We start from the raw sequence: 23,481 nt of genomic DNA, 5'->3' as shown, positions 1-23,481 counted from the left end.
CCACTGACAACTCCGATCCGATCACGCCAGAGGGTTGGGGACGGTGCCGTGGACAGCGGCGTGCGGGCGCTGCGGCCGGTCCCGGTAGCCGTCCAGGTGAAGCCGGTTGCGATTGAGACAGAGCCGGTCGATACGGGGAGTGAGCAGGTCGAACGCTTCGTAGCGGTCCTTGAGCTCGGGGAATCGGCCCTGGTGACGCAGGATCTCCGCTCTGACCAGCGCCCAGAAGTCCGCTTCCGGCACGCCCAAGTGGTCTTGGCACAGAGGTGCGAGGTAGCGGAAGACACCGATGAAGAGGCCGGAGTGGATGAACTGGGTGAGGAACGCCGGCTCCTCCGCGAGCAGCACGGAACGCACGTCTTGGGGCATCGAGTCGTGCTCGGGCAGCTGCTGTGCGCTCACGTTGACGTCGTCGACGAAGTCCTTGATCGCGAGGCGTACGGGAACGTCCTGGCCGTCGTAGACGACGATGGCGTTCTCGCCGTGTGGGGAGAAGACCGTTCCGTAGCGGTAGAGAAAGTGCAGCAGCGGCGGAAGCAGGGCGGCGAACAGGCGATGCAGCCAGACAGCGGGGTCGAGTCCGGAGCGGGTGACGAGCTCGGCGGTGAACGAGCGGCCCTGCGGGTCGGTGTGGAGAAGCGACGCGAGCGTCCTCGCTCGCTCGCCGGGTGCCAGGCGCGGCTGCAAGGGCTCGCGCCAGATCGCACCGAGCAGTTCCTTGTACTGGTACGGCACCTCGGGAAGGCGGTCGTAGAGCGGATGCTCGACGCTGACCGACGCGACTTCACCCAGAAGGATCACGCCGCAGTCTTCCCGCAGGAAGGGGTCCCCGTCACGCAGCCCGTGCACCCAGGCGGTGACGGCGGGGGCGGCGAGCGTGCGCTCGGTCGGCAGGCCGCGCCAGACGAGGGTGTTGAGGATGGACAGCGGCAGCTTGACGGTGTGCCGGTGGGGGCGGTCCAGGTTGACGAAGGTGCGGATGGACTGCTGGGGCAGCCGCAGATCGCCGTCGGTCGGCAGTGGCAGGATCTCGCCACGCGCGATAGCCGGCGCGTAGAGGGGCAGGATCACCTCGTCCCACTGCCAGGGGTGCACCGGCAGGAAGAGGTAGGAGTCCGGGTCGAGCTCCTTGGCGCGCAGGGCGTCGACGAAGGACTCGCGTACGGGGACGTCGAGTTCGCGGGCGTACAGGTCGCCTGCGGTGGCGAGGGAGGAGACTCCTCGGAAGGAGGCGAGCGATGTACTGACGGCGATCCAGGGCAGCCGTGCCGGCCTGCGGGCTTCGGGCGCCCACGCGGCGGTGTCGGTGGCAGAGAATCCGATACGGCCCTTGTTGAGCACGAGCCAGGGGTGGCCGGTCTGGTGGCCTTCGAGTTCGGCGTAGCCGAGATCGGCGAGTTCGGCGGCGGACGGTGCCGTGTGGTCGAGACCCGTGTCGGCGACAAGGGTGACGCTGAGCTCACGGAGCAGGTGGCCGAGGGTGGCGCCGTCGAGGTCGATGACGTTGCGGGCCCGGACGAGGAAGTCGAGAGGGTCGGCGTACGGCTCGTCGTCGCACCGGATGGAGTCGGCGTCCACACGCCAGCTTCCGTAGGCTCCCCGGCGTGCGCGGAAGGACAGGCGGGAGGCGTCGTCGAGATCGAGAGCGTAGCGAGCGGGCCGGGGGTGGCCGTTCCCGCTCGGAGCTATGCCCGGTGCCGGTGGGTGCTGGGCGTCGGCCTCCCGGTTCCGTTCGCCGTCGGCCGACGCAGGTGCCTCACCGGCCTCGTCCCGTACCGGCTCGATGATCTCCTCGTACGCGAACTCGCCGAGCATCTTGGCGAGAAGGCGGGCTGCCGCCCGGTCCCAGCGCTGCGCGGTCAGGCCGGGTGGGCTGAAGGGTGCCGCGGACGGGTGCTCGGAGTCGGAGCTGGCAGGAGGCTTGGGCACGGGGACTCCTCGAGTGGAACCGATGCGGGGCGAGCGGTGTATGTAAGGCAGCGGATCGTTCACAGCAGGTTGCGCAGCGCGCGCTCGCGGACCATGAGAGCGGCCCGCTTGCGGGGAAGGTCGATCTCCGCGGAGTAGCGGAAGCCACCGCTGAGGAAGGCGGAGACGGAGGGGGTGTTGCGGAGGTCGGGTTCTGCGATGACGCGTGTGCACCGGGAGCGCTTGTCGAAGATGAGATCGGCGACGGCTCTGAGCAGGGTGGAGCCGACGCCGCGGCCGCGGTCGGCGATACCGCCGACAAGGAGGTGAAGGCCGGTGTCATGAGGACGAGCCGGATAGTGCCGCGCCAAGGGGTCGAGGTCGGCCCGGTAGATCTCGAAGTAGCTCATGGGCACGCCTTCGAGCACACCCAGGCAGGGGAGGCTGCGGCCGTCGCCGTCGAGCTGGGTGCGCAGATGGGCGGCGGTGACGGAGTCGGGTCCCGCCAGCTCCCAGAAGGCCGCGACAGCAGGGTCGTTCATCCAGCGGCTGATCAGGACCAGGTCCCGTTCGACGCGCACGGGGACGAGCTGGAAGGAGCCGTGGGAGGTGGTCGCCGGCCCCCATTCGGCGAGGTGGTCGAGCAGATCGCCGGCACAGCCGTCGGCCTGCTCGGGGTCGGCGTCGCGCTCGGCCTCCCGGAACTGCGCCAGCAGCTCATCCGGGATCCGTAGTTCGAGGGTGTCCTCGACGCTCTCGGCGAGCTGGGGTGCGGGGGCACCGGCTTCGGTTCCGTTGCTCGCATCGATGGGAGGCATTGCGGCGCTCTCCTCTCGCAGGTCGGTCAGGGGTGTGCTTCCTCAAGAACGAAGGGGGTTGGCGATGGTGACGTAGACGGACTGGGTGTCGACCGGGCCCACGAGCTCGTCGAGACCGCGCAGCCGGGTCAGCAGATTGGCCTTGGAGCGCAGGGTCGGGGACTCCAGAAGCTGCGCGGGCAGCGGGGAACCGAGGCCTGTGGCCGCCGCGAGGAAGCGGCGCAGGCCGGCGATGAGGAGCCGCTCGTCGGCGAGGCGTTGTGCTCCGAAGGCACCGATCAGGCCGAGGACGTTGTTGATGCCGAGGTAGTAGGCGAAGCGCTCGTCGGTCACGGCATCGGAGACGAACGTGTCGCTGAGGGTGCCGATGCCGGGGAGACGGCGCTGGAGTTCCTCGCGGTGCGACTCGCGGAAGTAGTAGCCCTGGTTGTCCCGGTAGCGGCCGCCGGCCGGCCAGCCTTCGGGGTCGAGGAGCACGAGGGTGTTCTGCTGGTGGGCTTCGAGGGCGATGCCCGCGGTGCCGTCCAGCCAGAGCACGGGGCGGACAACGCGGTCGAGGTAGCGCAGGAACCACTCGGCGGCGACGGCTCCGACGGGCCTGCCGGTCCGCGTAGCCAGTCGGCCCACGAGCTCGGCGAGGCGCGAGTGCATGCCCGGGCGTCCGGGCCAGGGGCGGAGGGCGGTCAGTCCTGCCATGCAGGCTGCGTCGTCCCCGGGCCCGAACGGGTTGTGCCGGAGCAGGACGTCGAGCCCCGGCACCGGTTCGCCGTCGGCGGTGTCCACGGCGAGCCAGGCGGGGTCGCGGACGATGTCGAAACCGGGGTGGGCAGCCCGCCACTGCTTGGCGAGGCCGGTGCGCAGCAGTCGGTGGACCTCGACACCACGGTGGAGTTCCTTGCGGAGGTTCTCACGACGGGAGTTGGTGATGCGCAGGCCGAGGGAGAGCTTGAGCATGGCGGGGGCGCCGGGGCGGTGCACGGTCCGGATCGAGGAGGTGGGGTGCCAGGGGTCTCCGTGGGCGCCGAGGTCATGAAGAAGACCGGCGTCGAGGAGTGCGGCGACGGCGGGGCGGTCCCGCAGCTCACGTGCCTGCCAGGGGTGCAGGGGCAGGGCGACGCACCTGTCGGGGAGTGACAGGTCGCCGCTGAGCCGGGCGGTGAGCTGCTCGGCGGGCAGCGCACGGCCCTGCTCGGTCCACGCGGAGTCTGTGGCGAGGACGGACCGGTCCACAGCCATCCAGTGGAGGGGGAAGGAGCCGTACAACTCCGGTGAATAGCTCCGGATTTCGCTCTCGGCGAGCCCTTCACGGCTCTTGGGGGTCGGGTGCAGGGGGTGGCCGAGCAGCAGCGACTGCTCGGCGTTGAGGAAGAGGTCGGACTCGGCCGCGGGGGTTGGACGGACGCGACGGTCGGCGATGAAGTCGGCTGTGCGGCGTACGGAGTCGGCGACGCGGCCGACGAGATCGGTGCCTTCGCTCTGGCCCGCTTCCCGGCTGAGGAGGGCGGCGACGGTCACGGCGTCGACGGCCTGCGCGTCGCGAAGTGCGCCCTCCATGGAGGGCGCACCGAAGCGGTGCCAGCCTGCGGCCGACCAGTAGCGCACAGGGACGAGCAGCGCGGTGCCGCTGGCGTACAGCGGGATGCGTAGGGCGGGTCCTTCGGGCCGGTCGAGGTTGTTCTCCCGCACCCAGCAGCGGAGCAGGCTCTCGACCGCTGCCGCGTCCGCCGCGCGGTGGGGGTCGGGGTGGTCGAGGAGTTCGGTGCTCAGGGCTCCGGTGGTCAGCACCACAGGATGCGGTTCACCATGGCTCCCCTGCTGGCGCGGCACCGTCGCCGACTCGGCCGTGAGGGGGCCGCGGTCACCGTCCGGTCGGCGGTCGGCAGCGGTGGAACGGCCGTCGGCCTCGGGGACGTCGGGAGCGGGAATGGGGTTCACGGATGCTTCCTTGCGTTCTGTCCGGGTCAGTAGGACTGCCTGCTGTCGTTGCGTCCATGCGTGGACCGCTCGGCCGCGGCCAGGGCGTCGGCGAATCGGTCGAGGACGGCCATCGCCTGTTCGTCGGTGAGGGTGAGAGGAGGAAGGAGCCGTACGACGGCGGAGTGCCGTCCGCCGAGTTCGACGATGAGCCCGCGGTCGAGGCACTGCTGCTGGACGGCCGAGGCGAGTTCCGGTGCGGGCGGGGGCACCAGCGCGTCCGGGGCCGCGGAGTCCGGGTCGACGAGTTCGACGCCGATCATCAGGCCCCGCCCCCGGACGTCGCCGATGCAGGGGTGGGCCGTGGCCAGGCCCTGGAGGCGGCCGAGCATCCGGGCGCCCAGGGTGGCGGCGCGGTCGGCCAGCCGGTTCTCGCGTACGAACGCGAGAGTGGCGGCACCGGCAGCCATGGCGAGTTGGTTGCCGCGGAAGGTGCCTGCGTGCGCGCCCGGTTGCCAGGCGTCGAGCTCGGAGCGGTAGACGATCACAGCCAGCGGGAGGGAGCCGCCGATCGCCTTGGAGAGGACCATGACATCGGGGACGATCCCGCTGTGTTCGACGGCCCAGAAGGTGCCGGTGCGCCCGACTCCGGTCTGCACCTCGTCGGCGATCAGCGGGATGGCGCGGTCGGCGGTGATCTCCCGCATTCTGCGCATCCAGTTGTCGGGGGCCGGATTCACCCCGCCCTCCCCCTGGACGGGTTCGAGGATCATCCCGGCCGGCATCGGCACACCGCTCTTGGGATCGTCGAGAAGGCTCTCGGTCCACCGCGCGCCCAGTTCGGCACCACGCTCACCGCCGACGCCGTAGGGACAGCGGTAGTTCTGCGGGAACGGCAGCCGGCTCACCCGGACGTCGGTTGCTCCGCCGGACACATCGAGGGCTCCGGAGGTCATGCCGTGATACGCACCCGTGAAGGCGAGAAGCCCGGAGCGGCCGGTCGCCGTGCGGACCAGCTTGAGGGCGGCTTCGACGGCGTCGGTGCCCGCGGGCCCGCAGAACTGGATGCGGGCGTCCTCGGCCAACTCCCGCGGCAGCGTGGCGAAGAGCTCGGTGGTGAAGGCGTCCTTGACCGGGGTCGCGAGGTCCAGGATGTGGAGGGGCGCGCCGGAGTCGAGGACCTTCTTGATGGCTTCGAGCACCACCGGGTGGTTGTGACCGAGCGCCAGGGTGCCCGCGCCGGAGAGGCAGTCCAGGTAGCGCCGGCCGTCCGCCCCCTCGATCGTGAGCCCTCGTGCGCGCACGGGAACGATGGGCAGCGAGCGGGCGTAGGTCCTGGCCGCGGATTCGCGCAGCGACTGCCGGCGGAGAATTCCCTCGTGGGCGGCCGGCGGCGCCGGAGCAGGTTCGGTCACGGCCACGGCTGTTGATCCTCCAGCTGTAACAGTTGCGTTGCACATCGGTACGGCGTCCGTACGCCGCCCACCTGGGATGAACGCTGTCCTGGTGTCCCCCGTACGTACCAACGACGCCGGAAGCCGGAGATCACGGGCAATCGGAAGATCCTTGGTGTGGCGGAACCGCGAACCTGCTGCGTGCCGTCCCCATCGGCACCGGCATAGTGGGGGACGCCTTCCGGCTCCGGGCATCACGGCCGGGATCAGGGGCCCTTGTAGGGTTCCGGCAGTTCGACGGTTCAGTAGCTCATCAGTTCTGAAGTCCCAGGGGGATCACGACATGCGACCCATTCGCCCGAAGCTGGCAGCGGCATCCTTCGCCGCCGTGCTCGCACTGGCTGCCACTGCCTGCGGTCCGAGCGAGGACAACGCGGGCGACAAGCCGAGCGCCGCTGCCAGCGAGTCCACCGACGGCAAGATCACTATTCCGGACGATCTCAAGGACCGGCTCAAGGAGCACGGGATCGACCTGGACAAGTGGAAGAACGGCGAGTGGAAGAACTGGGACCGGGACAAGTGGCTGCGCGAGGCGCAGGACTTCGTCAACCCGATCATCGAGGACCTGTGGGACCCGGACCGGATGCGCGAGGCGGAGAAGCCGCCGGAGAAGCCGGTCGACCCCGACATCTCCGGTGACGAGGGTGTCACCGACCCGACGCCGGACCCGGTGAAGGCGCAGGCGGTGAAGGCCCCGTACAACTCCAGCGAGGCCGAGGCGGGCAAACTCCTCTTCGACGGTCCCGACGGTTCCATGGTCTGTTCGGCGACCGTGGTGAAGGACCCGGCGCACCCCGGCAAGTCCAACATGGTGTGGACCGCGGGCCACTGTGTGCACGCCGGCAAGAACGGCGGCTGGTACCGCAACATCGCCTTCGTGCCGTCGTACAACGACAGCGCCAAGTCCACCGCCGAGTTGGCGAAGGCGCCCAGGGAAGAGATCGCTCCGTACGGTGTGTGGTGGGGCGACTGGGCCCAGACGTCCGAGCAGTGGATCAACCAGGGCGCGGCGACCGGTGGCCAGGGCGCGCCGTACGACTACGCCGTGATCCATGTGACCCCGGAGAAGGGCGGCACGGGCAAGTCGCTGGAGGAGACGGTCGGTTCCGCGCTCCCCGTCGACTTCAACGCACCGGCCGCGACGGACATCGCCAAGATGACCGCCACGGGGTACCCGGCGGCGCCGCCGTTCGACGGCGAGAGGCTGTTCCAGTGCGCCGACAAGCCGGGCCGCCTCTCCATCAAGGCCGACGAGCCCACGATGCACCGCATCGGGTGCACCATGACCGGCGGTTCGTCCGGCGGCGGCTGGGTGGCCGAGGGCCAGGACGGCAAGCCCGCGCTGGTGTCCAACACCTCGATCGGCCCGGTCACGGCCGGCTGGCTGGCCGGCCCGCGCCTGGGTGACGGGGCGAAGGCCATCTACGACGCCGTGAGCAAGAAGTTCGCCGGCCAGTAGGCACACGCTTCGCAGGAATGAAGGGCAGGGGCCCGTGACCGGGCGGTCGCGGGCCCCTGCCTTCTCTCTATCGGGCATCCGGCGTTGAGCGTTGGCCCGGCCTTCTGAACCGGCGTTCGTCGATGCCCCGGAGCCCGGTGATGCCCCGCCTCGTGGAGACTCCGTGCAGGTGAGGGTCCGCCCCAACTCCGTGGCCTGCCACCGTCATAGAGTGGCGCCGCGGTAGCGGGCGGCCCCGGAAGGCCGCCCTTTCGCATGACCGGTCCACGGCCTTTCACGTGACACGTTCATGACGCATTCCGCAGCACGTCAGAAGCATCTACAGAGCACATTCAGGGGGAATCGTTTCCATGCGATCCATACGTCCGCTGCTGGCCGTCATCGGCGCCGCCGCGGCGCTCGCGCTGACGGCCACCGCATGTGGCCCGGGTGAGGACAAGGCTGCCGACAAGCCCGCCGCTTCCAGCTCAGCCGCCGATCAGGGCGGCGCCGAGATTCCCGCGGATCTGGCCGACCGGCTCAAGGAGCACGGTGTCGACCCGGAGAAGTGGAAGAACGGCGAGTGGAAGAACTGGAACAAGGACAAGTGGCTGCGTGAGGCCAAGGACTTCGTCAACCCGGTGATCGAGGGGCTGTGGAAGCCCGAGCGGATGACGACGGCCAAGGCGCCGGCGAAGACGCTCGCCGCCGGAGACATCTCCGGTGATCAGGACGTCACCGACCCGGAGCCGCGCCCGGTGCAGGCCGTCCCGGAGAAGAAGCCGTACCACCAGAACGCCGCACCGGTCGGCAAGGTCTTCTTCGATGCCCCGCAGGGCTCGATGGTCTGCTCGGCCACCGTCGTCAAGGACCCGAAGAACCCGGGTAAGTCCAACCTCGTCTGGACCGCGGGCCACTGTGTCCACGCCGGTCAGGCGGGCGGCTGGTACCGCAACATCGCCTTCGTCCCCGCCTACAACGACAAGGGCCAGTCCCCCGCGGCGCTGGAGTCCGCGCAGCCGCAGGACGTCGCCCCGTACGGCGTGTACTGGGCGGACTGGGTCTCGACCTCCGGCGAGTGGATCAGCCAGGGCGGCCCCACCGGTGGCACGGGCGCTCCGTACGACTATGCCGTGATGCATGTGAAGCCGGAGCGGGGCGGCAAGTCGCTGGAGGAGACGGTCGGAGTCGCGCTCGACGTGAACTTCGCTGCTCCCGAGGCACGGAGCATCGGCTCGATGGGCGCGTGGGGCTACCCGGCAGCGCCGCCGTACGACGGCGCGATCATGCACAAGTGCATCGACCGTCCGGGCCGTCTCTCCATCGCCCCGGGTACGCCCACCATGTGGCGTATCGGCTGCACGATGACCGGCGGTTCGTCCGGCGGCGGCTGGTTCGCCACCCAGCCGAACGGCAAGCTCGCGCTCGTCTCCAACACCTCCATCGGCCCGGTCACCTCGGGCTGGCTGGCCGGTCCGCGCCTGGGTGAGGGCGCGCAGCAGATCTACACGACGATGAGCGACAAGTTCGCGAACCAGTAGTCCCGGCGCGGGCCGCCACCTCCGGATGGGTGCGTCCGCCAGGACGGTCCGCAACAGAGCGACGGCGCCCGCCCCTCTCGACGAGGGGCGGGCGCCGTCGGCTGTGATCAGTGCGCGATCAGTCGGGCGATCAGTGAGGCACCGGCACATAGGGGGCCAGCGCGGCGGCCAGCTCCTCGTGCACCCGTGCCTTGAGCAGGGTGCCCTCCGTGGTGTGCTCCTCGGAGAGGACCTCACCGTCGGCGTGCACCCGCGAGACCAGGCCGCCCTGCGTGTACGGAACGAGGGCCTCGATCTCGACCTCGGGCCGGGGCAGTTCGATGTCGATGAGCGCGAGCAGCTCATCGATGCCCTTGCCGGTCCGGGCCGACACCGCGATCGCGTGCCGCTCGATGCGCAGCAGCCGCTGCAGCACCAGCGGGTCGGCCGCGTCCGCCTTGTTGATCACCACGATCTCGGGTACGTCGACCGCACCCACATCGCGGATCACCTCGCGCACGGCGGCCAGCTGCTCCTCCGGCGCGGGGTGCGAGCCGTCCACCACGTGCAGGATCAGGTCGGCGTCACCGACCTCTTCCATGGTGGAGCGGAACGCCTCGACGAGGTGGTGCGGCAGATGCCGTACGAACCCGACGGTGTCGGCCAGCGTGTAGAGCCGGCCGCTCGGCGTCTCGGCCCGGCGGACGGTCGGGTCCAGGGTGGCGAACAGGGAGTTCTCCACCAGGACACCGGCGCCCGTGAGGCGGTTGAGCAGGGACGACTTTCCGGCGTTGGTGTAACCGGCGATCGCGACGGAGGGCACCTTGTTGCGCCGGCGCTCCTGCCGCTTGATCTCTCGGCCGGTCTTCATCTCCGCGATCTCCCGGCGCATCTTCGCCATCTTCTCGCGGATCCGACGACGGTCCGTCTCGATCTTGGTCTCACCGGGGCCACGGGTGGCCATGCCGCCACCGCCGCCGCCACCCATCTGCCGGGACAGCGACTGTCCCCAGCCGCGGAGCCTCGGCAGCATGTACTGCATCTGCGCCAGGGCCACCTGAGCCTTGCCCTCTCGGGACTTGGCGTGCTGGGCGAAGATGTCGAGGATCAGTGCGGTCCGGTCGACCACCTTGACCTTGACGACGTCTTCCAGGTGGATCAGCTGGCCGGGGCTCAGCTCACCGTCGCAGACGACGGTGTCGGCGCCGGTCTCGAGCACGATGTCCCGCAGCTCCTGCGCCTTGCCGGAGCCGATGTAGGTGGCCGGGTCCGGCTTGTCGCGGCGCTGGATGACACCGTCGAGGACCAGGGCGCCCGCCGTCTCGGCGAGGGCCGCGAGCTCTGCGAGGGAGTTCTCCGAGTCCTGCACCGTCCCCGTGGTCCAGACACCGACGAGCACCACGCGCTCCAGGCGCAGCTGCCGGTACTCGACCTCGGTGACGTCCTCGAGCTCGGTGGAGAGGCCCGCCACACGCCGCAGCGCGGCACGCTCGGAGCGGTCGAACTGGTCGCCGTCCCGGTCTCCGTCGATCTCGTGGCTCCAGGCGACGTCCTCTTCCATCAGGGCATCGGCCCGAAGGCTCTCGGTGCGCGTCTCCGCGAAACTCTGCTCGTCCTGGGAAGGGGATGAAGAGGAGGTCATTGGATCCTTTGCTTCGAAGAAAAATGCCGTGACGTGCCGGAGAACTCCGGTACGTATGTCAGTGACAACGTGTGACGGGCCCGGATCATTCCCGTGGGGAGATCCCGGCCCCGGCCGCGTCGCCGACCTGTTGATGGTCGCACGGTGCCTCCGGGGCCGTCACCCTTATTTCACCGGGCCGCGGCCTGCTTCGGAGCCGTGGTCCGCCAGTCCGGGTGGCCCGGCATCGCCGGGGTCCGCTGCCCGTAGAGCCACTCACGGAAGAACACCGAGAGGTCACGCCCCGCGATCTCGGAGGCGAGTGCGGTGAAGTCCGCGGTGGTCGCGGTGCCGTCCCGGTGCTCGCTCACCCAGGTCCGCTCCAGCTGCTCGAAAGCCTCCTTGCCGATCGTCTGCCTCAGTGCGTAGAGGGCGAGCGCGCTGCCGTCGTAGACCACCGGGCGGAAGAGGCTGATCTTCTTCCCCGGGGCCGGCGGCTTGGGCGCCGCCGGCGGGCCGCCGTCGGTCCGCCACTGGTCGGAGTGCTTGTACGCCTCGCGCATCCGGCTCTCGACGGTGTGACCGGACTTCTCCTCCGCGTAGAGCGCTTCGTACCAGGTGGCGTGGCCTTCGTTGAGCCACAGGTCGGACCAGGTGCGGGGCGAGACGCTGTTGCCGAACCACTGGTGGGCCAGCTCGTGCACCATGATCGAGTCGACGTACCACTCCGGGTAGGCGGGGTTCGTGAAGAGCGAGCGTTCGAACAGCGAGAGGGTCTGGGTCTCCAGCTCGTACCCGGTGTCGGCGTCGGCGACCAGCACGCCGTAGGTCTCGAAGGGATAGGGGCCGGCCTTCTCCTCCATCCACTCCAGCTGGCCGGGCGTCTTCGCCAGCCACTTCTCCAGCCGGTCCCGGTCCTTCGCGGGGACCACGTCGCGCACGGGCAGTCCGCCGGGGCCCTGGCGGTCCACCACGGCCGAGGAGCCGATGGACACCTGGGCCAGCTCGGTGGCCATGGGGTGGGTGGTGCGGTACGACCAGGTGGTGGTGGTGGTGCCGTTCCGGTGCTTCGACTCGGCGAGCCCGTTGGCCACCGCCGTGAGCTCGCTGGGGGCGGTGATGCGGAAGGTGAAGTACGCCTTGTCGGCGGGATGGTCGTTGGACGGGAACACCCGGTGGGCGGCGTCGGCCTGGTTCGCCATCGCCAGCCCGTCCCCGGTGCGCACCCAGCCGCCCGCACTGGCCGCGCCCCTCGGGTCGCTGGTGTGCGCGACGGTGATACGCACCTGGGAGCCGCGCTGGAGGGCGACGGCCGGTTCCACGACGAGGTCCTCACCCGCGGTGGCGAACTCGGCCGGGAGGCCGTTCACCACGACCTCGCTCACCGTGCCGTGGGTGAAGTCGAGGTTGATGCGGTCGAGTCGCTGGGTGGCGACGGCGTCGATCCTGGTGACGGCGTCCAGCGGTGTGGTGTTGGTGCCGTTGTAGGTGAGGGCGATGTCGTAGGAGACCACGTCGTAGCCGGGATTGCCGAGGTGCGGGAACAGCGGGTCGCCGATGCCGAGCGGCGTCGGTGACGGCAGGGCGGCGGCGACGAGGGTGGCCGACGCGGCGGCCAGCAGGGCGGCACGCAGACGGCGCCGGGAAGAGAGCAGCATGCCCTACCGCTACCAGCGCGTAGGGCGGCCGCGGTGACGACGCGCGTCGCGCCACCCGAACGAGGTCAGGTGGTGGCCGCCGGATGCTGGGTGCGGCTCACGTCGTACACCCCCGGCACATCGCGCATGGCCCGCATCAGGGCGGGAAGCCCGGCGGCGTCGGGGAGTTGCAGGGTGTAGGTGTGCCGGACGCGCGACTGGCTCGGCGGCTCGACGGTCGCGGAGACGATGGCCGCGCCCTCGGTGGCGATGGCCTCGGTGAGATCGGCGAGGAGCCGGGGACGGCCGAAGGACTCGGCGACCAGGGTCACCCGGCACGCGGCGGCGTCGCCCCAGCTGACCTTGATCGGCTCGCGCTCCAGGGACTTCATCCGCGCGACGGCGGAACACTCCTCGCGATGGACGGTCACCACTCCGCCGCGTACGGCGAAGCCGGTGACAGCGTCGGGCGGTACGGGTGTACAACAGCCGGCGAGCCGTACGGTCGCGTCGGGCAGATCGACGACCGCGTTCGCGTCGGTGGGCCGCTCGGTGGTGACGGGTACGGGCCGGCGGGGCGCCGCCGCCGCGTCCTTCGTCTCCTCGGGGTTGGCCTGGAGCCAGGTGGTGATGGCGATGCGCGCCGCGGGTGTACGGGCGTGGTCGAGCCATTCGGGCGAGGGTCCCGAGGCGGAGTCGTGGGCGAGCAGCAGATGCACCGTGTCGCCGTCGCTGAGCACCGTACTCAGCGTCGCCAGACGGCCGTTGACGCGCGCGCCGATGCAGGCGTGCGCCTCCTCGCCGTACTGCGCGTAGGCGGCGTCGATGCAGCTCGCGCCGGCGGGCAGTCCGAGCATCCGCCCGTCGGCTCGGAAGACCGTGATCTCGCGGTCCTGTGCCAGGTCGGCGTGCAGCGAGGTCCAGAAGGTGTCGGGGTCCGGGGTGGACTCCTGCCACTCCAGCAGCCGGGAGAGCCAGCCCGGCCGGGTGGGGTCGGCGCGCTCGCCGTCGGCCGGTTCCGTGCCTTCCAGGGGTACGTACGGATTGCCGAGCGCGATGACGCCGGCCTCGGCGACCTTGTGCATCTGGTGCGTCCGGATGAGGACTTCGGCGACCGCACCGTCGGGGCCCGCGACGGCGGTGTGCAGCGACTGGTACAGGTTGAACTTGGGGGCGGCGATGAAGTCCTTGAACTCGGAGATCACCGGCGTGAAGCAGGTGTGCAGTTCGCCGAGGACCGCGTAGCAGTCGGCGTCCTCGCCGACGAGTACCAGCAGGCGTCCGAAGTCCGTGCCGCGCAGATCCCCGCGCTTGAGGCTGACGCGGTGGACGGAGACGAAGTGCCGCGGCCTGATGAGGACTTCGGCGGTGATGTCCGCCTCCCGCAGCACCGCGGCGAAGCGCTCCGCCATGGCATCGAGCAGCGCTCCGGCGGCGGTGTTCTCGGCGATCAGGGCGCGGGTCTGCTCGTACTCCTCCGGGTGGAGGATCGCGAAGACGAGGTCTTCCAGCTCGGTCTTGAGCGCCTGGACGCCGAGCCGTTCGGCGAGCGGGATGAGGACGTCGCGGGTGACCTTGGCGATACGGGCCTGTTTCTCGGGGCGCATCACGCCGAGCGTGCGCATGTTGTGCAGCCGGTCCGCGAGCTTGATGGACATGACGCGGACGTCATTGCCGGTGGCGACGAGCATTTTGCGGAAGGTCTCGGGTTCGGCGGCAGCGCCGTAGTCCACCTTCTCCAGCTTGGTGACGCCGTCGACCAGATAGGCGACTTCGGCGCCGAATTCGGCCTTCACCTGCTCCAGCGTCACATCGGTGTCCTCGACGGTGTCGTGGAGCAGAGACGCCGTCAAGGTCGTGGTCTCGGCGCCCAGTTCGGCGAGGATCAGGGTGACGGCGAGGGGATGGGTGATGTAGGGCTCGCCGCTCTTGCGGAACTGTCCGCGGTGCGACGTCTCCGCCAGGACGTACGCCTTGTGCAGGATGGCGAGGTCGGCGTCGGGGTGGTGGGCGCGGTGCGCTTCGGCGACATGCCCGATGGCGTCGGGCAGCCGGTCACGCCCGGCGGGTCCGAGGAGCGCGGCACGCCCCAGCCGGCGGAGGTCGATCCTGGGACGGCCGCGTCTGCGGCTGTGGGCACCAGGGTTGGCGGCCTCTGCACTCATGGGGGCACCTCCGGCAACAATCGACCGGCGGTGGATGAGCAGGCGTGCCCTCCGGGCCGGTGCTTGATGCTACCGAGCCCACCACGTGGCGCAGTCCGGCTCTCGCTGAGCGTGAACCGGATCACCCATTCGAGCGAAGCTCTATCCGAGCGGGGTTTCGGTCTGTGCGAGGAGCGCGGGCTCGATGTACCCCTCGGCGACGATCACGGCAGGCCCGGTCATCTCGACCTCTCCGTCGGGACGCTCCGTGATCATCAACCGTCCGCCGGGCAGATCCACGGTGTATGTCACGGGCACACCGGTGGCCGCGGGGTCGATGCCGTCCCTGCGGGCCGCCGCGACGGCGACGGCGCAGGCACCGGTGCCGCAGGAGCGGGTCTCGCCGGAGCCGCGTTCGTGCACCCGCATGGCGACATGGCGCTCACCGCGGTCGACGACGAACTCGATGTTCACCCCGTCCGGGTAGACGGCGGCCGGGGAGAAGGGCGGTTCGGTGTAGAGGTTGCCCGCGTCGTCGAGGTGCTCGACGAAGGCAACGGCGTGCGGATTGCCCATGTTCACGTTCTGCGTGGGCCAACTGTGTTCCTGCACCGTGACGGTGACGGTCTGTCCGGGCAGGGCCGCCCGGCCCATCGACACGGTGATGTCGCCCGCGTCGGCTCCGCTGTCGGGTGCGGCCTTCGCGATGTGCACCGTCTTGACGCCGCCCCGGGTGGCCACGGCGAGATCGCCGGACTCGACATGGCCCGCCCGCTGGAGGTAGCGGGCGAAGACGCGTACGCCGTTGCCGCACATCTCGGCGATGGACCCGTCGGCATTGCGGTAGTCCATGAACCATTCAGCTTCGTCCGCCATGGCCCGCGCCTCGGGATGGGCCGCGGAGCGCACGACGTGCAGCAGCCCGTCGCCGCCGATACCGGCCCGGCGGTCGCACAGCCGCCCGACGACGGACGCGGGCAGGTCGATGACGTTGTCCGGGTCGGGGACGATCACGAAGTCGTTCTCGGTCCCGTGACCCTTGAGGAAGGGGACCGCCGAGGTCTGCGAGGTGCTCACGCCGTCCATCGTACGAGGAGGGTGCGACAACGGGTGATCCGAGGCGGCTCCCCCCGGGGCGACGCCCGGGTGCGCCGGGGCAGGAGTCAGCGGAGGCGGGCCACGCGCCAGACGGCGAGCGTGACGATGACGACGCCCACGCCGACGTAGAGGGCGATGACACGCCAGTCCGGACGTTCCCCGGAGCCGCGGGGCGGCAGGCCGGGCCAGATGTGGCCGACCCGGCGGGCGGCCATGACGCCCCAGCCCGCGGCGCAGCAGCTGATCAGGAGGCCCAGCATGGCGACGACCGCGCCGCCGTCCCCGGTGCCGAAGGCGAGGGGGAAGGCGAACATCAGCGATCCGAGGGCCGCCAGCATCACGATGGGGGCGAGCTGCCAGATCCGCAGCCGGCGCGGCGGCCGGAGTTCGACCTCGACCTCGTCCGCGAGGACGTCCTGCTCGTCGGGTCCGTCAGGGCTCAACCGGGACGCGCTGTCCGTCGCGCCCAGCGGTTGTTGCTCTGTGTCATGAGGGCCGGCCTCCATCGCCACGCGCCCTCCCAACTCGGACTCACCGTCGATCGATGCTCGATGATGGCACGGTCCGGGGCGCCGAAATGACGGGCAGGGCGTCCCGATGCCATCACGTGATCAGGCTGTAACCGCTCGTTCGACCAACGTCAGCGCCTGATGCGGAAGTTCCTCCCGGTGGGCGGCAGCCCCGCTCAGCCAGTGCACACGCGGGTCCCTGCGGAACCACGAATCCTGACGGCGCGCGAAGCGTTTGGTGGCGCGTACGGTCTCCGCGCGCGCCTCCTGCTCGGTGCACTCCCCCGCGAGCGCCGTGAGGACCTGCTGGTAGCCGAGCGCACGTGAGGCCGTGCGCCCCTCCCGCAGCCCCTGCGCCTCCAGCACGCGCACCTCGTCGACGAGCCCCGCCTCCCACATCCGGTCGACACGCAGCGCGATGCGTTCGTCGAGCTCGGGCCGCTCGACGTCGACGCCGATCTGCACGGTGTCGTAGACAGCGTCATGGCCGGGCAGATTGGCGGTGAAGGGCCGGCCGGTGATCTCGATCACTTCGAGGGCTCGGACGATACGGCGGCCGTTGCTGGGGAGGATCGCCTTTCCCGCGCCGGGGTCGGCGGCGGCGAGCCGGGCGTGCAGAGCGCCGGGGCCGAGCTCGGTGAGTTCGTCCTCCAGGCGGGCGCGGATCGCCGGATCGGTGCCGGGGAATTCGAGGGCGTCGATGGCGCCGCGCACATACAGCCCGGAACCGCCGACGAGAACAGGGGTGCGGCCCGCGGCGAGCAGCCGGTCGATCTCCGCGCGGGCCAGCCTCTGGTACTCGGCGACGCTCGCGGCCTCGGTGACGCCCCAGATGTCGAGGAGATGGTGCGGGACGCCCGCGCGCTCGCCGGGCGTCAGTTTGGCGGTGCCGATGTCCATCCCCCGGTAGAGCTGCATGGAGTCGGCGTTGACGACCTCGCCCCCGAGCTGCTGGGCGAGAAAGACACCCAGATCGGACTTTCCGGCCGCGGTGGGACCGACGACGGCGATGACCCGCGGTGCGGGAGCTGCAGTTCTCACCGACCCAGTTTCGCAAACATGCGGAGGAGTCCCCGAACGAGCGAGGTGACGGTACGGCCGGGGGTTCGTTGCCTGTTGCGAGGTTCCGAACGCCGGTTTACCGACCGGTGCCCGCGGGCGGCGCAAGGAGACGCTCCGGGCGGTACGGAACTTCGCCCACACGAGTAGGTTTTGGAGTAGATATGGGCGTTTTTTCACGTTTCCGCCGTAAGGCGACACCCGAGGCGCCGTCGGAGGAGACGAACGCCGCGCCGGTGACGGCGGAGGCCCCGGCCGAGGACGCTGCCGAAGCAGTCTCCGACGCGGCCTCGGAGACCGCCCGCGAGGCCGCCCCCGAGGCGGAGGACCCGGCGACGTCGGAGCTGACGCCGGAGGCTGCCGCGTCCGACGAGCCGGAGGCCGCGGAGGCCCCCGTCGCCGACGCCGTGGAGATCCCGAAGCAGCAGTCGGCCGAGGAGGCGGCAGAGACGACAGCGGGCGAAGGCGCGCGCAACTGAGGTTGCTCGGCAGCCACCGCACCGCCTGCTCTCCGGGCCGGCGGTACTGAACGGCGGACGGCCGCGGAACGACATGTCCGCGGCCGTCCGCCGTTGAGTCGACGGGCCGGGGAGCGGGCCACGACCGGTCCGGAGTCTGCGGCAGGTCTAGGACCAGGTGGCCACGAAGTAGCCGACGCCGTACGGGGCGTCGTCATACAGCAGCCGGCCCTCGGGATCGGCGCCCTCGGCCGCCCCCGCGAGAACCTGCCACGGGGCACGGCCCGCCGCCTTGAGTTCGTAGGCCAGGGACTCGTCCAGCGCCTTCAGCGCCGCGACATCGGCGTCGCCGAGCGCGCGCGCGGCGCGTGCGTCGAAGTCCGCGGCCCGCTCGTCCAGGTATCCCGGTGCCTTGAGCGTGCGGCAGGCGCTGCCGTCGCCCATCACCAGCAGAGCGACCCGCCCGGCCCGGGCACCGAGCTCCCGCCCCGTCTCGGCGCAGCGCTCGGCAGAGAGGTCCTCGCTGATACCGAGACCCTCCACCGGACCCGACCACTGGGCGCGGTCGAGCAGCCAGGCGCCGACCACGAGGGACAGCGGCAGGATCCGGTCCAGTGCCTGAGCCCTGTCGTCGCCGAGGCGGACATCGACGTCCACCCCGAAGCCACGGAAGGAGCCGGGCGCCCCGGCGGCGTACGGCCCACTGTCGCTCTCGCCGGTGGGCCCGACCACGACCAGCAGATCGGGGCGGGCGGCGGCGAGCACCCCGAGGGCATCCGCGCACGCTGTCCGCGCCACGTCGAGTTCGGGCGCGGCCCCCGCGGCGACCTCGGGCACGAGCAGCGGCGGACAGGGGCACACGGCAGCGGCGACAAGCATGATCGGCAGCCTAGTCCGCCCGGGGAACGGGCATCCCCGCGGTCGGTGCGAAGTCTCTCCGCGCAGGGCCTGGCACCGTCGCTCAGGCCCCTCCGGACACGGCCCTCAGGGCAGTCCCGTCATCCCCGGCGGGCGCACGACAACAGTTACGGCCCCTAGTCGCAGCCGCAGCCCGGTGCCGCAGCCGCCGGGAGCGGCTCCGGGACGCCGATCTTCGGCAGTCCCAGCATCACGCCCGCGGGCTGCGCCGCCTGCGTGGCATTGCGCTTCTCCCAGGCGTCGCCCGCGCGGGTGCGGCGCACCGACGTGGCCCGGCCCTCCGCGAGCAGATGGTGCGGCGCCGCGTAGGTGATCTCGACCGTCACCACGTCGCCCGGCCGTACCGCCTCGTCCGGCTTGGTGAAGTGCACCAGGCGGTTGTCGGGCGCACGGCCCGACAGGCGGTGGGTGGCACCGTCCTTGCGGCCCTCGCCCTCGGCGACCATGACGTCGAGGACCCGGCCGACCTGCTGCTTGTTCTCCGCCCAGGAGATCTCCTCCTGGAGGGCGACCAGACGCTCGTAGCGCGCCTGCACGACCTCCTTGGGGATCTGGCCGTCCATGGTGGCGGCCGGGGTACCGGGGCGCTTGGAGTACTGGAAGGTGAAGGCGTTGGCGAAACGGGCCTCGCGCACCGTGTGCATCGTCTGCTCGAAGTCCTCCTCGGTCTCGCCGGGGAAGCCCACGATGATGTCGGTGGAGATGGCGGCGTGCGGGATCGCGGTGCGCACCTTCTCGATGATCCCGAGGAAACGCTCCTGCCGGTACGAGCGGCGCATCGCCTTGAGCACGGTGTCCGAACCGGACTGCAGCGGCATGTGCAGCTGCGGCATCACGTTCGGGGTCTCGGCCATGGCCGCGATGACGTCGTCCGTGAAGTCGCGCGGGTGCGGCGAGGTGAAGCGCACGCGTTCGAGACCCTCGATCCCGCCGCAGGCGCGCAGCAGCTTGCTGAAGGCCTCACGGTCGCCGATGTCGGAGCCGTACGCGTTGACGTTCTGGCCGAGCAGGGTGATCTCGGAGACGCCCTCGGCGACGAGTGCCTCGATCTCGGCGAGGATGTCGCCCGGCCGGCGGTCCTTCTCCTTGCCACGGAGCGCGGGGACGATGCAGAAGGTGCACGTGTTGTTGCAGCCGACGGAGATCGAGACCCAGGCCGCGTACGCCGACTCGCGGCGGGTCGGCAGCGTCGAGGGGAAGGCCTCGAGCGACTCGGCGATCTCGACCTGCGCCTCTTCCTGGACGCGGGCGCGCTCCAGCAGGACGGGCAGCTTGCCGATGTTGTGCGTACCGAAGACGACGTCGACCCAGGGCGCTCTGGTGACGATGGTGTCGCGGTCCTTCTGGGCCAGGCAGCCTCCGACGGCGATCTGCATGCCGGGCCGCTTGGTCTTCATCGGGGCGAGCCGGCCGAGATTGCCGTACAGCTTGTTGTCCGCGTTCTCCCGCACCGCGCAGGTGTTGAAGACGACGACATCGGCGTCACCGTCGGCCCCCTCGGGCGCACGGACGTATCCGGCACCCTCCAGCAGGCCCGACAGGCGCTCGGAGTCGTGGACGTTCATCTGGCACCCGTAGGTGCGCACCTCGTAAGTTTTCGCACTCATCGCGCCAACCAGGGTACGGGGTGGCAACGGCCCTCCGCCCCGGCCTTCCGCGAGGCCGGGCCTGGCCATCACAGGGAGTGAGCTGGCAGGATCGCCAGCATGCTCCAGCCCCTGTCCCGTGTCAGCCGTCGTCGTGCTCTGCAGACGTCGGCGACCGCGCTCGCGGTGGTGGGGCTGCTGCTCTGGTGGCTGCTGCCCTTCGGCAGCACCTCTCCGGAGGGCTCGATCACGTTCAGTACGGGCTCGCAGAGCGGTGTCTATCAGCGTTACGGCGTGCTGCTGAAGGACGCGCTCGCCAAGGACCTGCCGGACGTCGACATAGATCTGCGGCTCAGCGAGGGGTCGCAGGAGAACCTGGCACGGGTGGCCTCGGGCGAGGCCGACTTCACCATCGCCACCGCCGATGCCGTCGCGAAGTACAAGCGGGAGAGCAAGGCGGGCGCGGAGCGGCTGCGGGGCTGTGCGCGGCTGTACGACGACTATGTCCAGCTCGTGGTGCCCCGGAGCTCGTCGGTGCTGAAGATCGAGGACCTGCGCGGCAAGAAGGTCGGCGTGGGCCAGGTGGGATCAGGAGTGCGTCTGGTCGCCGAGCGGCTGCTGACCGCCGCCGGCGTCGACCCCAAGAGGGACATCACGGCCGTGCCGGCGGGCATCGACACCATGCCGTCGCAGCTGGAGCGCGGAAAGCTCGACGCCTTCTTCTGGTCGGGCGGTCTGCCCACCAGCACCGTGCAGAAGCTGTCGGAGCGCTACCAGATCCGGCTGGTGCCGCTGGAGTCGGAACTGGTGGAGAAGCTGCACGTCACCAGCGACGGGGCGAACTACTACCGCTCGGCCGTGATGCCGCCCGACGCCTACCTTCAGGCGCAGAGCGGGGCGACCGTGCCGACGATGGCGGTGGCGAACCTGCTGGTGACGACCGACCGGATCGACCCGGCGATGGTGGAGGGCTTCACCCGTACGGTGATCAGGAGCCGCGACCGGATCGGCAACACCGTCCACCCCGCCCAGCTGGTGGATCTGCGGACCGCGGTCTACACCGACCCGCTGCCCCTGCACGAGGGCGCCCGGCGCTACTACAGCTCGTCGAAGCCCTGAGCCGGTACGGCTCCCCTGAACGCGAGAGCCACCGCAGCTCCCCTACGCCCTGAGCCCGCCCGGCCGATCCCGGCAGCCCTCACGGAGACGTGCGCGGCACACTCACCGTCACCACGAGTCCGCGCGGATCATGGTGCGCGTACGCGATCCGACCGCCGCCCGCCGACAGCAGGGCGCGCGAGATGGACAGTCCGAGGCCCGAGCCCTTGATGTTCTGGTGGCGGCCGCTGCGCCAGAAGCGGTCGCCGATGCGCGTGAGTTCCTCGTCGGTCAGGCCGGGGCCGCAGTCGGTGATCACGATGGTGGACCTCTCGCCGTTGGAGGCGACCGTCACCGTGACCTCCTCACCCGCCGGCGTGAACTTCAGGGCGTTGTCGATCACCGCGTCCAGGGCGCTGGACAGGGCGATCGGGTCGACCCAGGCGGTGACGGCGGCCCGGTGCTCGATGAGCCGGACGCCCTTCTCCTCGGCGAGCGGACGCCAGGCGGCGACCCGTTCGGCCGCCAGCTCCCCGATGTCGGTGAGCCGTAGATCCGCGGCGGCGTGCTCGGCCAGCGCCAGGTCCAGCAGATCGTCGAGGACCTGGGCGAGACGCTTTCCCTCGGTACGGACGGAGGCGATCTCCTCGTTGCCTTCGGGCAGTTCGAGGGCGAGGAGTTCGATCCGCAGCAGCAGCGCGGCCAGTGGGTTGCGCAGTTGGTGGGAGGCGTCGGCGACGAACGCGCGCTGCTGTTCCAGCACTTGCTCGACGTTGTCGGCCATCTCGTTGAACGAGCCGGCCAGCCGTCTGAGCTCAGGCGGCCCGCCCGCCGCAGCCACCCGCGACTTCATCCGGCCCGTCGCGATGTCGTGCGTGGCGGCGTCGAGCACGCGAACCGGCCGCAGCACCCACCCGGTCAGACGGATGGCCGCGCCGACGGCGACCAGCATGGCCGCGCTCTCGCCGGCGATGATCAGCAGCCAGCCGCGCAGCACACGCGAGCGCAGCTGGCTGGTGGGTGAGTCGGTGAAGACGACGGCGACGACGTCCCCGTCCCGTACGACGGGCGAGGCGACGACGAGACGGCCGCCCTGCTGCCACGGCCACACCTGCGGCGGGTCCTGGCTGCGACGGCCCGACAGGGCGTCCCTGAAGGCCTCGCGGCCCTCGCCGTCCGGCGGCACGGACCAGTCCTCGGGCGCACGGGCCATCGCATCGCCGTCGCGGTAGAAGACGCCCGCCTTGATGCCGTAGGTGGCGTGGTAGCGGTCGAGCTGCTCCTGGAGCGTGGAGCGCCGCTCGTCCAGGCTGGAGCGGTCGGTGACGAACTGCGCGAGCGCCGCGAAGCGCACCGTGTCGTCGATACGGTCCACGACCACCCGCTGCTGCTCCGCCGCCGCGACGCTCACCGCGAGCGGAAAGCCGAGCGCGAGCAGCACGCCCGCCATGAGGACGATGAGGAGCGGAAGAAGTCGGGTACGCACAGGGGGTTACGCGGCCGGGGCGACCAGGCGGTAGCCGACGCCACGCACGGTCTCGATCAGTGCGGGCATGCGGAGCTTGGAGCGCAGGGAGGCGACGTGCACCTCGAGCGTGCGGCCGGTGCCTTCCCAACTGGTGCGCCAGACCTCGCTGATGATCTGTTCCCGGCGGAAGACGACACCGGGCCGCTGGGCGAGCAGCGCCAGCAGGTCGAACTCCTTGCGGGTGAGCTGCACCGGGGCGCCGTCGACGCTGACGCGCCGGGTGGGCAGTTCGATGGTGACGGCGCCGAGCTGCAGCGCCTCGTCACCCACGGCCACCGCCGGTTCGTCGCCACCCGACTTGCGCCGGCTGACGGCGTGGATACGGGCCAGCAGTTCGCCGGTGTCGTACGGCTTGACGACATAGTCGTCGGCGCCGAGGTTGAGGCCGTGGATACGGGAGCGCACGTCGGCGCGTGCGGTCACCATGATCACCGGGGTCGACGTGATCTTCCGGAGCTTTCCGCACACTTGGTAGCCGTCCTGGTCGGGCAGCCCCAGGTCGAGCAGGACGACGCCGAACGGCGGCTTGTCGGGGTGCGTCGCGGGCAGCACCGCGTGCAGGGCCTCTTCGCCGTTGCGAGCGTGCACGACGTCGAAACCGTGCCGGGCGAGCACCGCGGACAGGGCGGCGGCGACATGGTCGTCGTCCTCGACGAGCAGCAGCCTCATGGCCCCCCTTCGGTCGTGCGGTCTTCCGGCGTACCAGGGCATCAAGGCTGATTCCCGGGCGGACAGTCAAGAGACTTTCCCATGCCCGACGCGTTCCGTTACCC

General features: G+C 70.6%; 18 protein-coding genes. 4 read left to right on the top strand and 14 right to left on the bottom strand.

Annotation, left to right across the window (positions count from 1 at the left end; genetic code table 11):
- Window positions 1-21: 21 nt before the first annotated feature.
- The 4 genes from ACQPWZ_RS27080 to ACQPWZ_RS27065 are packed head-to-tail and all read right to left on the bottom strand — an operon-like array spanning window position 22 to window position 6,061.
- Complete coding sequence (locus ACQPWZ_RS27080; protein WP_433572593.1) at window positions 22-1,929, bottom strand: IucA/IucC family protein; 1,908 nt, start codon at window positions 1,927-1,929, stop codon at window positions 22-24.
- 59 nt (window positions 1,930-1,988) lie between these two features.
- Entirely contained in the window at window positions 1,989-2,726 is a 738-nt protein-coding gene (locus ACQPWZ_RS27075; RefSeq protein WP_340475817.1) for a GNAT family N-acetyltransferase, read from the bottom strand.
- A gap of 42 nt (window positions 2,727-2,768) precedes the next feature.
- Window positions 2,769-4,661, bottom strand: coding sequence for an IucA/IucC family protein (locus tag ACQPWZ_RS27070; protein ID WP_433572592.1), 1,893 nt, complete (start codon window positions 4,659-4,661; stop codon window positions 2,769-2,771).
- 26 nt (window positions 4,662-4,687) lie between these two features.
- The gene (locus ACQPWZ_RS27065; RefSeq protein WP_433572591.1) at window positions 4,688-6,061 is read right to left on the bottom strand and encodes a diaminobutyrate--2-oxoglutarate transaminase family protein; all 1,374 of its coding nucleotides are present in this window, start codon (window positions 6,059-6,061) and stop codon (window positions 4,688-4,690) included.
- 316 nt (window positions 6,062-6,377) lie between these two features.
- On the opposite strand from ACQPWZ_RS27065, the gene ACQPWZ_RS27060 reads away from it, so the two are divergent.
- Complete coding sequence (locus ACQPWZ_RS27060; protein ID WP_340475811.1) at window positions 6,378-7,553, top strand: trypsin-like serine peptidase; 1,176 nt, start codon at window positions 6,378-6,380, stop codon at window positions 7,551-7,553.
- A gap of 350 nt (window positions 7,554-7,903) precedes the next feature.
- Window positions 7,904-9,073, top strand: coding sequence for a trypsin-like serine peptidase (locus ACQPWZ_RS27055; protein WP_433572590.1), 1,170 nt, complete (start codon window positions 7,904-7,906; stop codon window positions 9,071-9,073).
- Between the two features lie 130 nt (window positions 9,074-9,203).
- Here ACQPWZ_RS27055 and hflX read toward each other — a convergent pair whose 3' ends face one another.
- From hflX to miaA, 6 genes are all read right to left on the bottom strand, one after another.
- Window positions 9,204-10,694: a GTPase HflX gene (gene hflX / locus ACQPWZ_RS27050; protein WP_340475807.1), complete on the bottom strand. Its 1,491-nt coding sequence runs from the start codon at window positions 10,692-10,694 to the stop codon at window positions 9,204-9,206.
- A gap of 170 nt (window positions 10,695-10,864) precedes the next feature.
- A complete protein-coding gene (locus ACQPWZ_RS27045) occupies window positions 10,865-12,331 on the bottom strand; it encodes a M1 family metallopeptidase (RefSeq protein ID WP_433572589.1) in 1,467 nt (488 codons plus the stop codon).
- 65 nt (window positions 12,332-12,396) lie between these two features.
- Window positions 12,397-14,475 (bottom strand): RelA/SpoT family protein, encoded by a 2,079-nt coding sequence (locus ACQPWZ_RS27040; RefSeq protein ID WP_433572588.1) that lies wholly within the window; start codon window positions 14,473-14,475, stop codon window positions 12,397-12,399.
- 141 nt (window positions 14,476-14,616) lie between these two features.
- On the bottom strand, window positions 14,617-15,540 hold the full coding sequence (gene dapF / locus ACQPWZ_RS27035) for a diaminopimelate epimerase (RefSeq protein WP_433572587.1): 924 nt from the start codon (window positions 15,538-15,540) through the stop codon (window positions 14,617-14,619).
- A gap of 77 nt (window positions 15,541-15,617) precedes the next feature.
- Window positions 15,618-16,058, bottom strand: coding sequence for a hypothetical protein (locus ACQPWZ_RS27030; protein WP_313948836.1), 441 nt, complete (start codon window positions 16,056-16,058; stop codon window positions 15,618-15,620).
- Between the two features lie 105 nt (window positions 16,059-16,163).
- Window positions 16,164-17,102 carry a tRNA (adenosine(37)-N6)-dimethylallyltransferase MiaA gene (gene miaA / locus ACQPWZ_RS27025; RefSeq protein WP_433572586.1) on the bottom strand — a complete coding sequence of 313 codons (939 nt, stop codon included), beginning with the start codon at window positions 17,100-17,102 and terminating at the stop codon, window positions 16,164-16,166.
- A gap of 182 nt (window positions 17,103-17,284) precedes the next feature.
- Here miaA and ACQPWZ_RS27020 point away from each other — a divergent pair, with 182 nt between their 5' ends.
- A complete protein-coding gene (locus ACQPWZ_RS27020; RefSeq protein ID WP_340475802.1) occupies window positions 17,285-17,599 on the top strand; it encodes a hypothetical protein in 315 nt (104 codons plus the stop codon).
- Window positions 17,600-17,746: 147 nt separating this feature from the next.
- On the opposite strand, the gene ACQPWZ_RS27015 is transcribed toward ACQPWZ_RS27020, so the two are convergent.
- The gene (locus ACQPWZ_RS27015) at window positions 17,747-18,457 is read right to left on the bottom strand and encodes a class III extradiol dioxygenase subunit B-like domain-containing protein (protein ID WP_433572585.1); all 711 of its coding nucleotides are present in this window, start codon (window positions 18,455-18,457) and stop codon (window positions 17,747-17,749) included.
- Between the two features lie 155 nt (window positions 18,458-18,612).
- Window positions 18,613-20,103 carry a tRNA (N6-isopentenyl adenosine(37)-C2)-methylthiotransferase MiaB gene (gene miaB, locus ACQPWZ_RS27010; protein WP_356704363.1) on the bottom strand — a complete coding sequence of 497 codons (1,491 nt, stop codon included), beginning with the start codon at window positions 20,101-20,103 and terminating at the stop codon, window positions 18,613-18,615.
- Window positions 20,104-20,202: 99 nt separating this feature from the next.
- Here miaB and ACQPWZ_RS27005 point away from each other — a divergent pair, with 99 nt between their 5' ends.
- The gene (locus ACQPWZ_RS27005) at window positions 20,203-21,201 is read left to right on the top strand and encodes a TAXI family TRAP transporter solute-binding subunit (protein ID WP_433572584.1); all 999 of its coding nucleotides are present in this window, start codon (window positions 20,203-20,205) and stop codon (window positions 21,199-21,201) included.
- A gap of 79 nt (window positions 21,202-21,280) precedes the next feature.
- On the opposite strand, the gene ACQPWZ_RS27000 is transcribed toward ACQPWZ_RS27005, so the two are convergent.
- Both ACQPWZ_RS27000 and ACQPWZ_RS26995 read right to left on the bottom strand, forming a co-directional pair.
- Entirely contained in the window at window positions 21,281-22,666 is a 1,386-nt protein-coding gene (locus tag ACQPWZ_RS27000; protein ID WP_340475797.1) for a sensor histidine kinase, read from the bottom strand.
- Between the two features lie 6 nt (window positions 22,667-22,672).
- Complete coding sequence (locus ACQPWZ_RS26995) at window positions 22,673-23,377, bottom strand: response regulator transcription factor (RefSeq protein WP_433572583.1); 705 nt, start codon at window positions 23,375-23,377, stop codon at window positions 22,673-22,675.
- Between the last annotated feature and the right edge of the window lie 104 nt (window positions 23,378-23,481).

The organism is Streptomyces sp. CA-251247, from assembly GCF_050952975.1.
In the GTDB taxonomy this organism is placed as follows: Bacteria; Actinomycetota; Actinomycetes; order Streptomycetales; family Streptomycetaceae; genus Streptomyces; species Streptomyces achmelvichensis.
The sequence above is the reverse complement of the archived record's forward strand: the minus strand, read 5'-3'. Positions and strand labels throughout refer to the sequence as shown.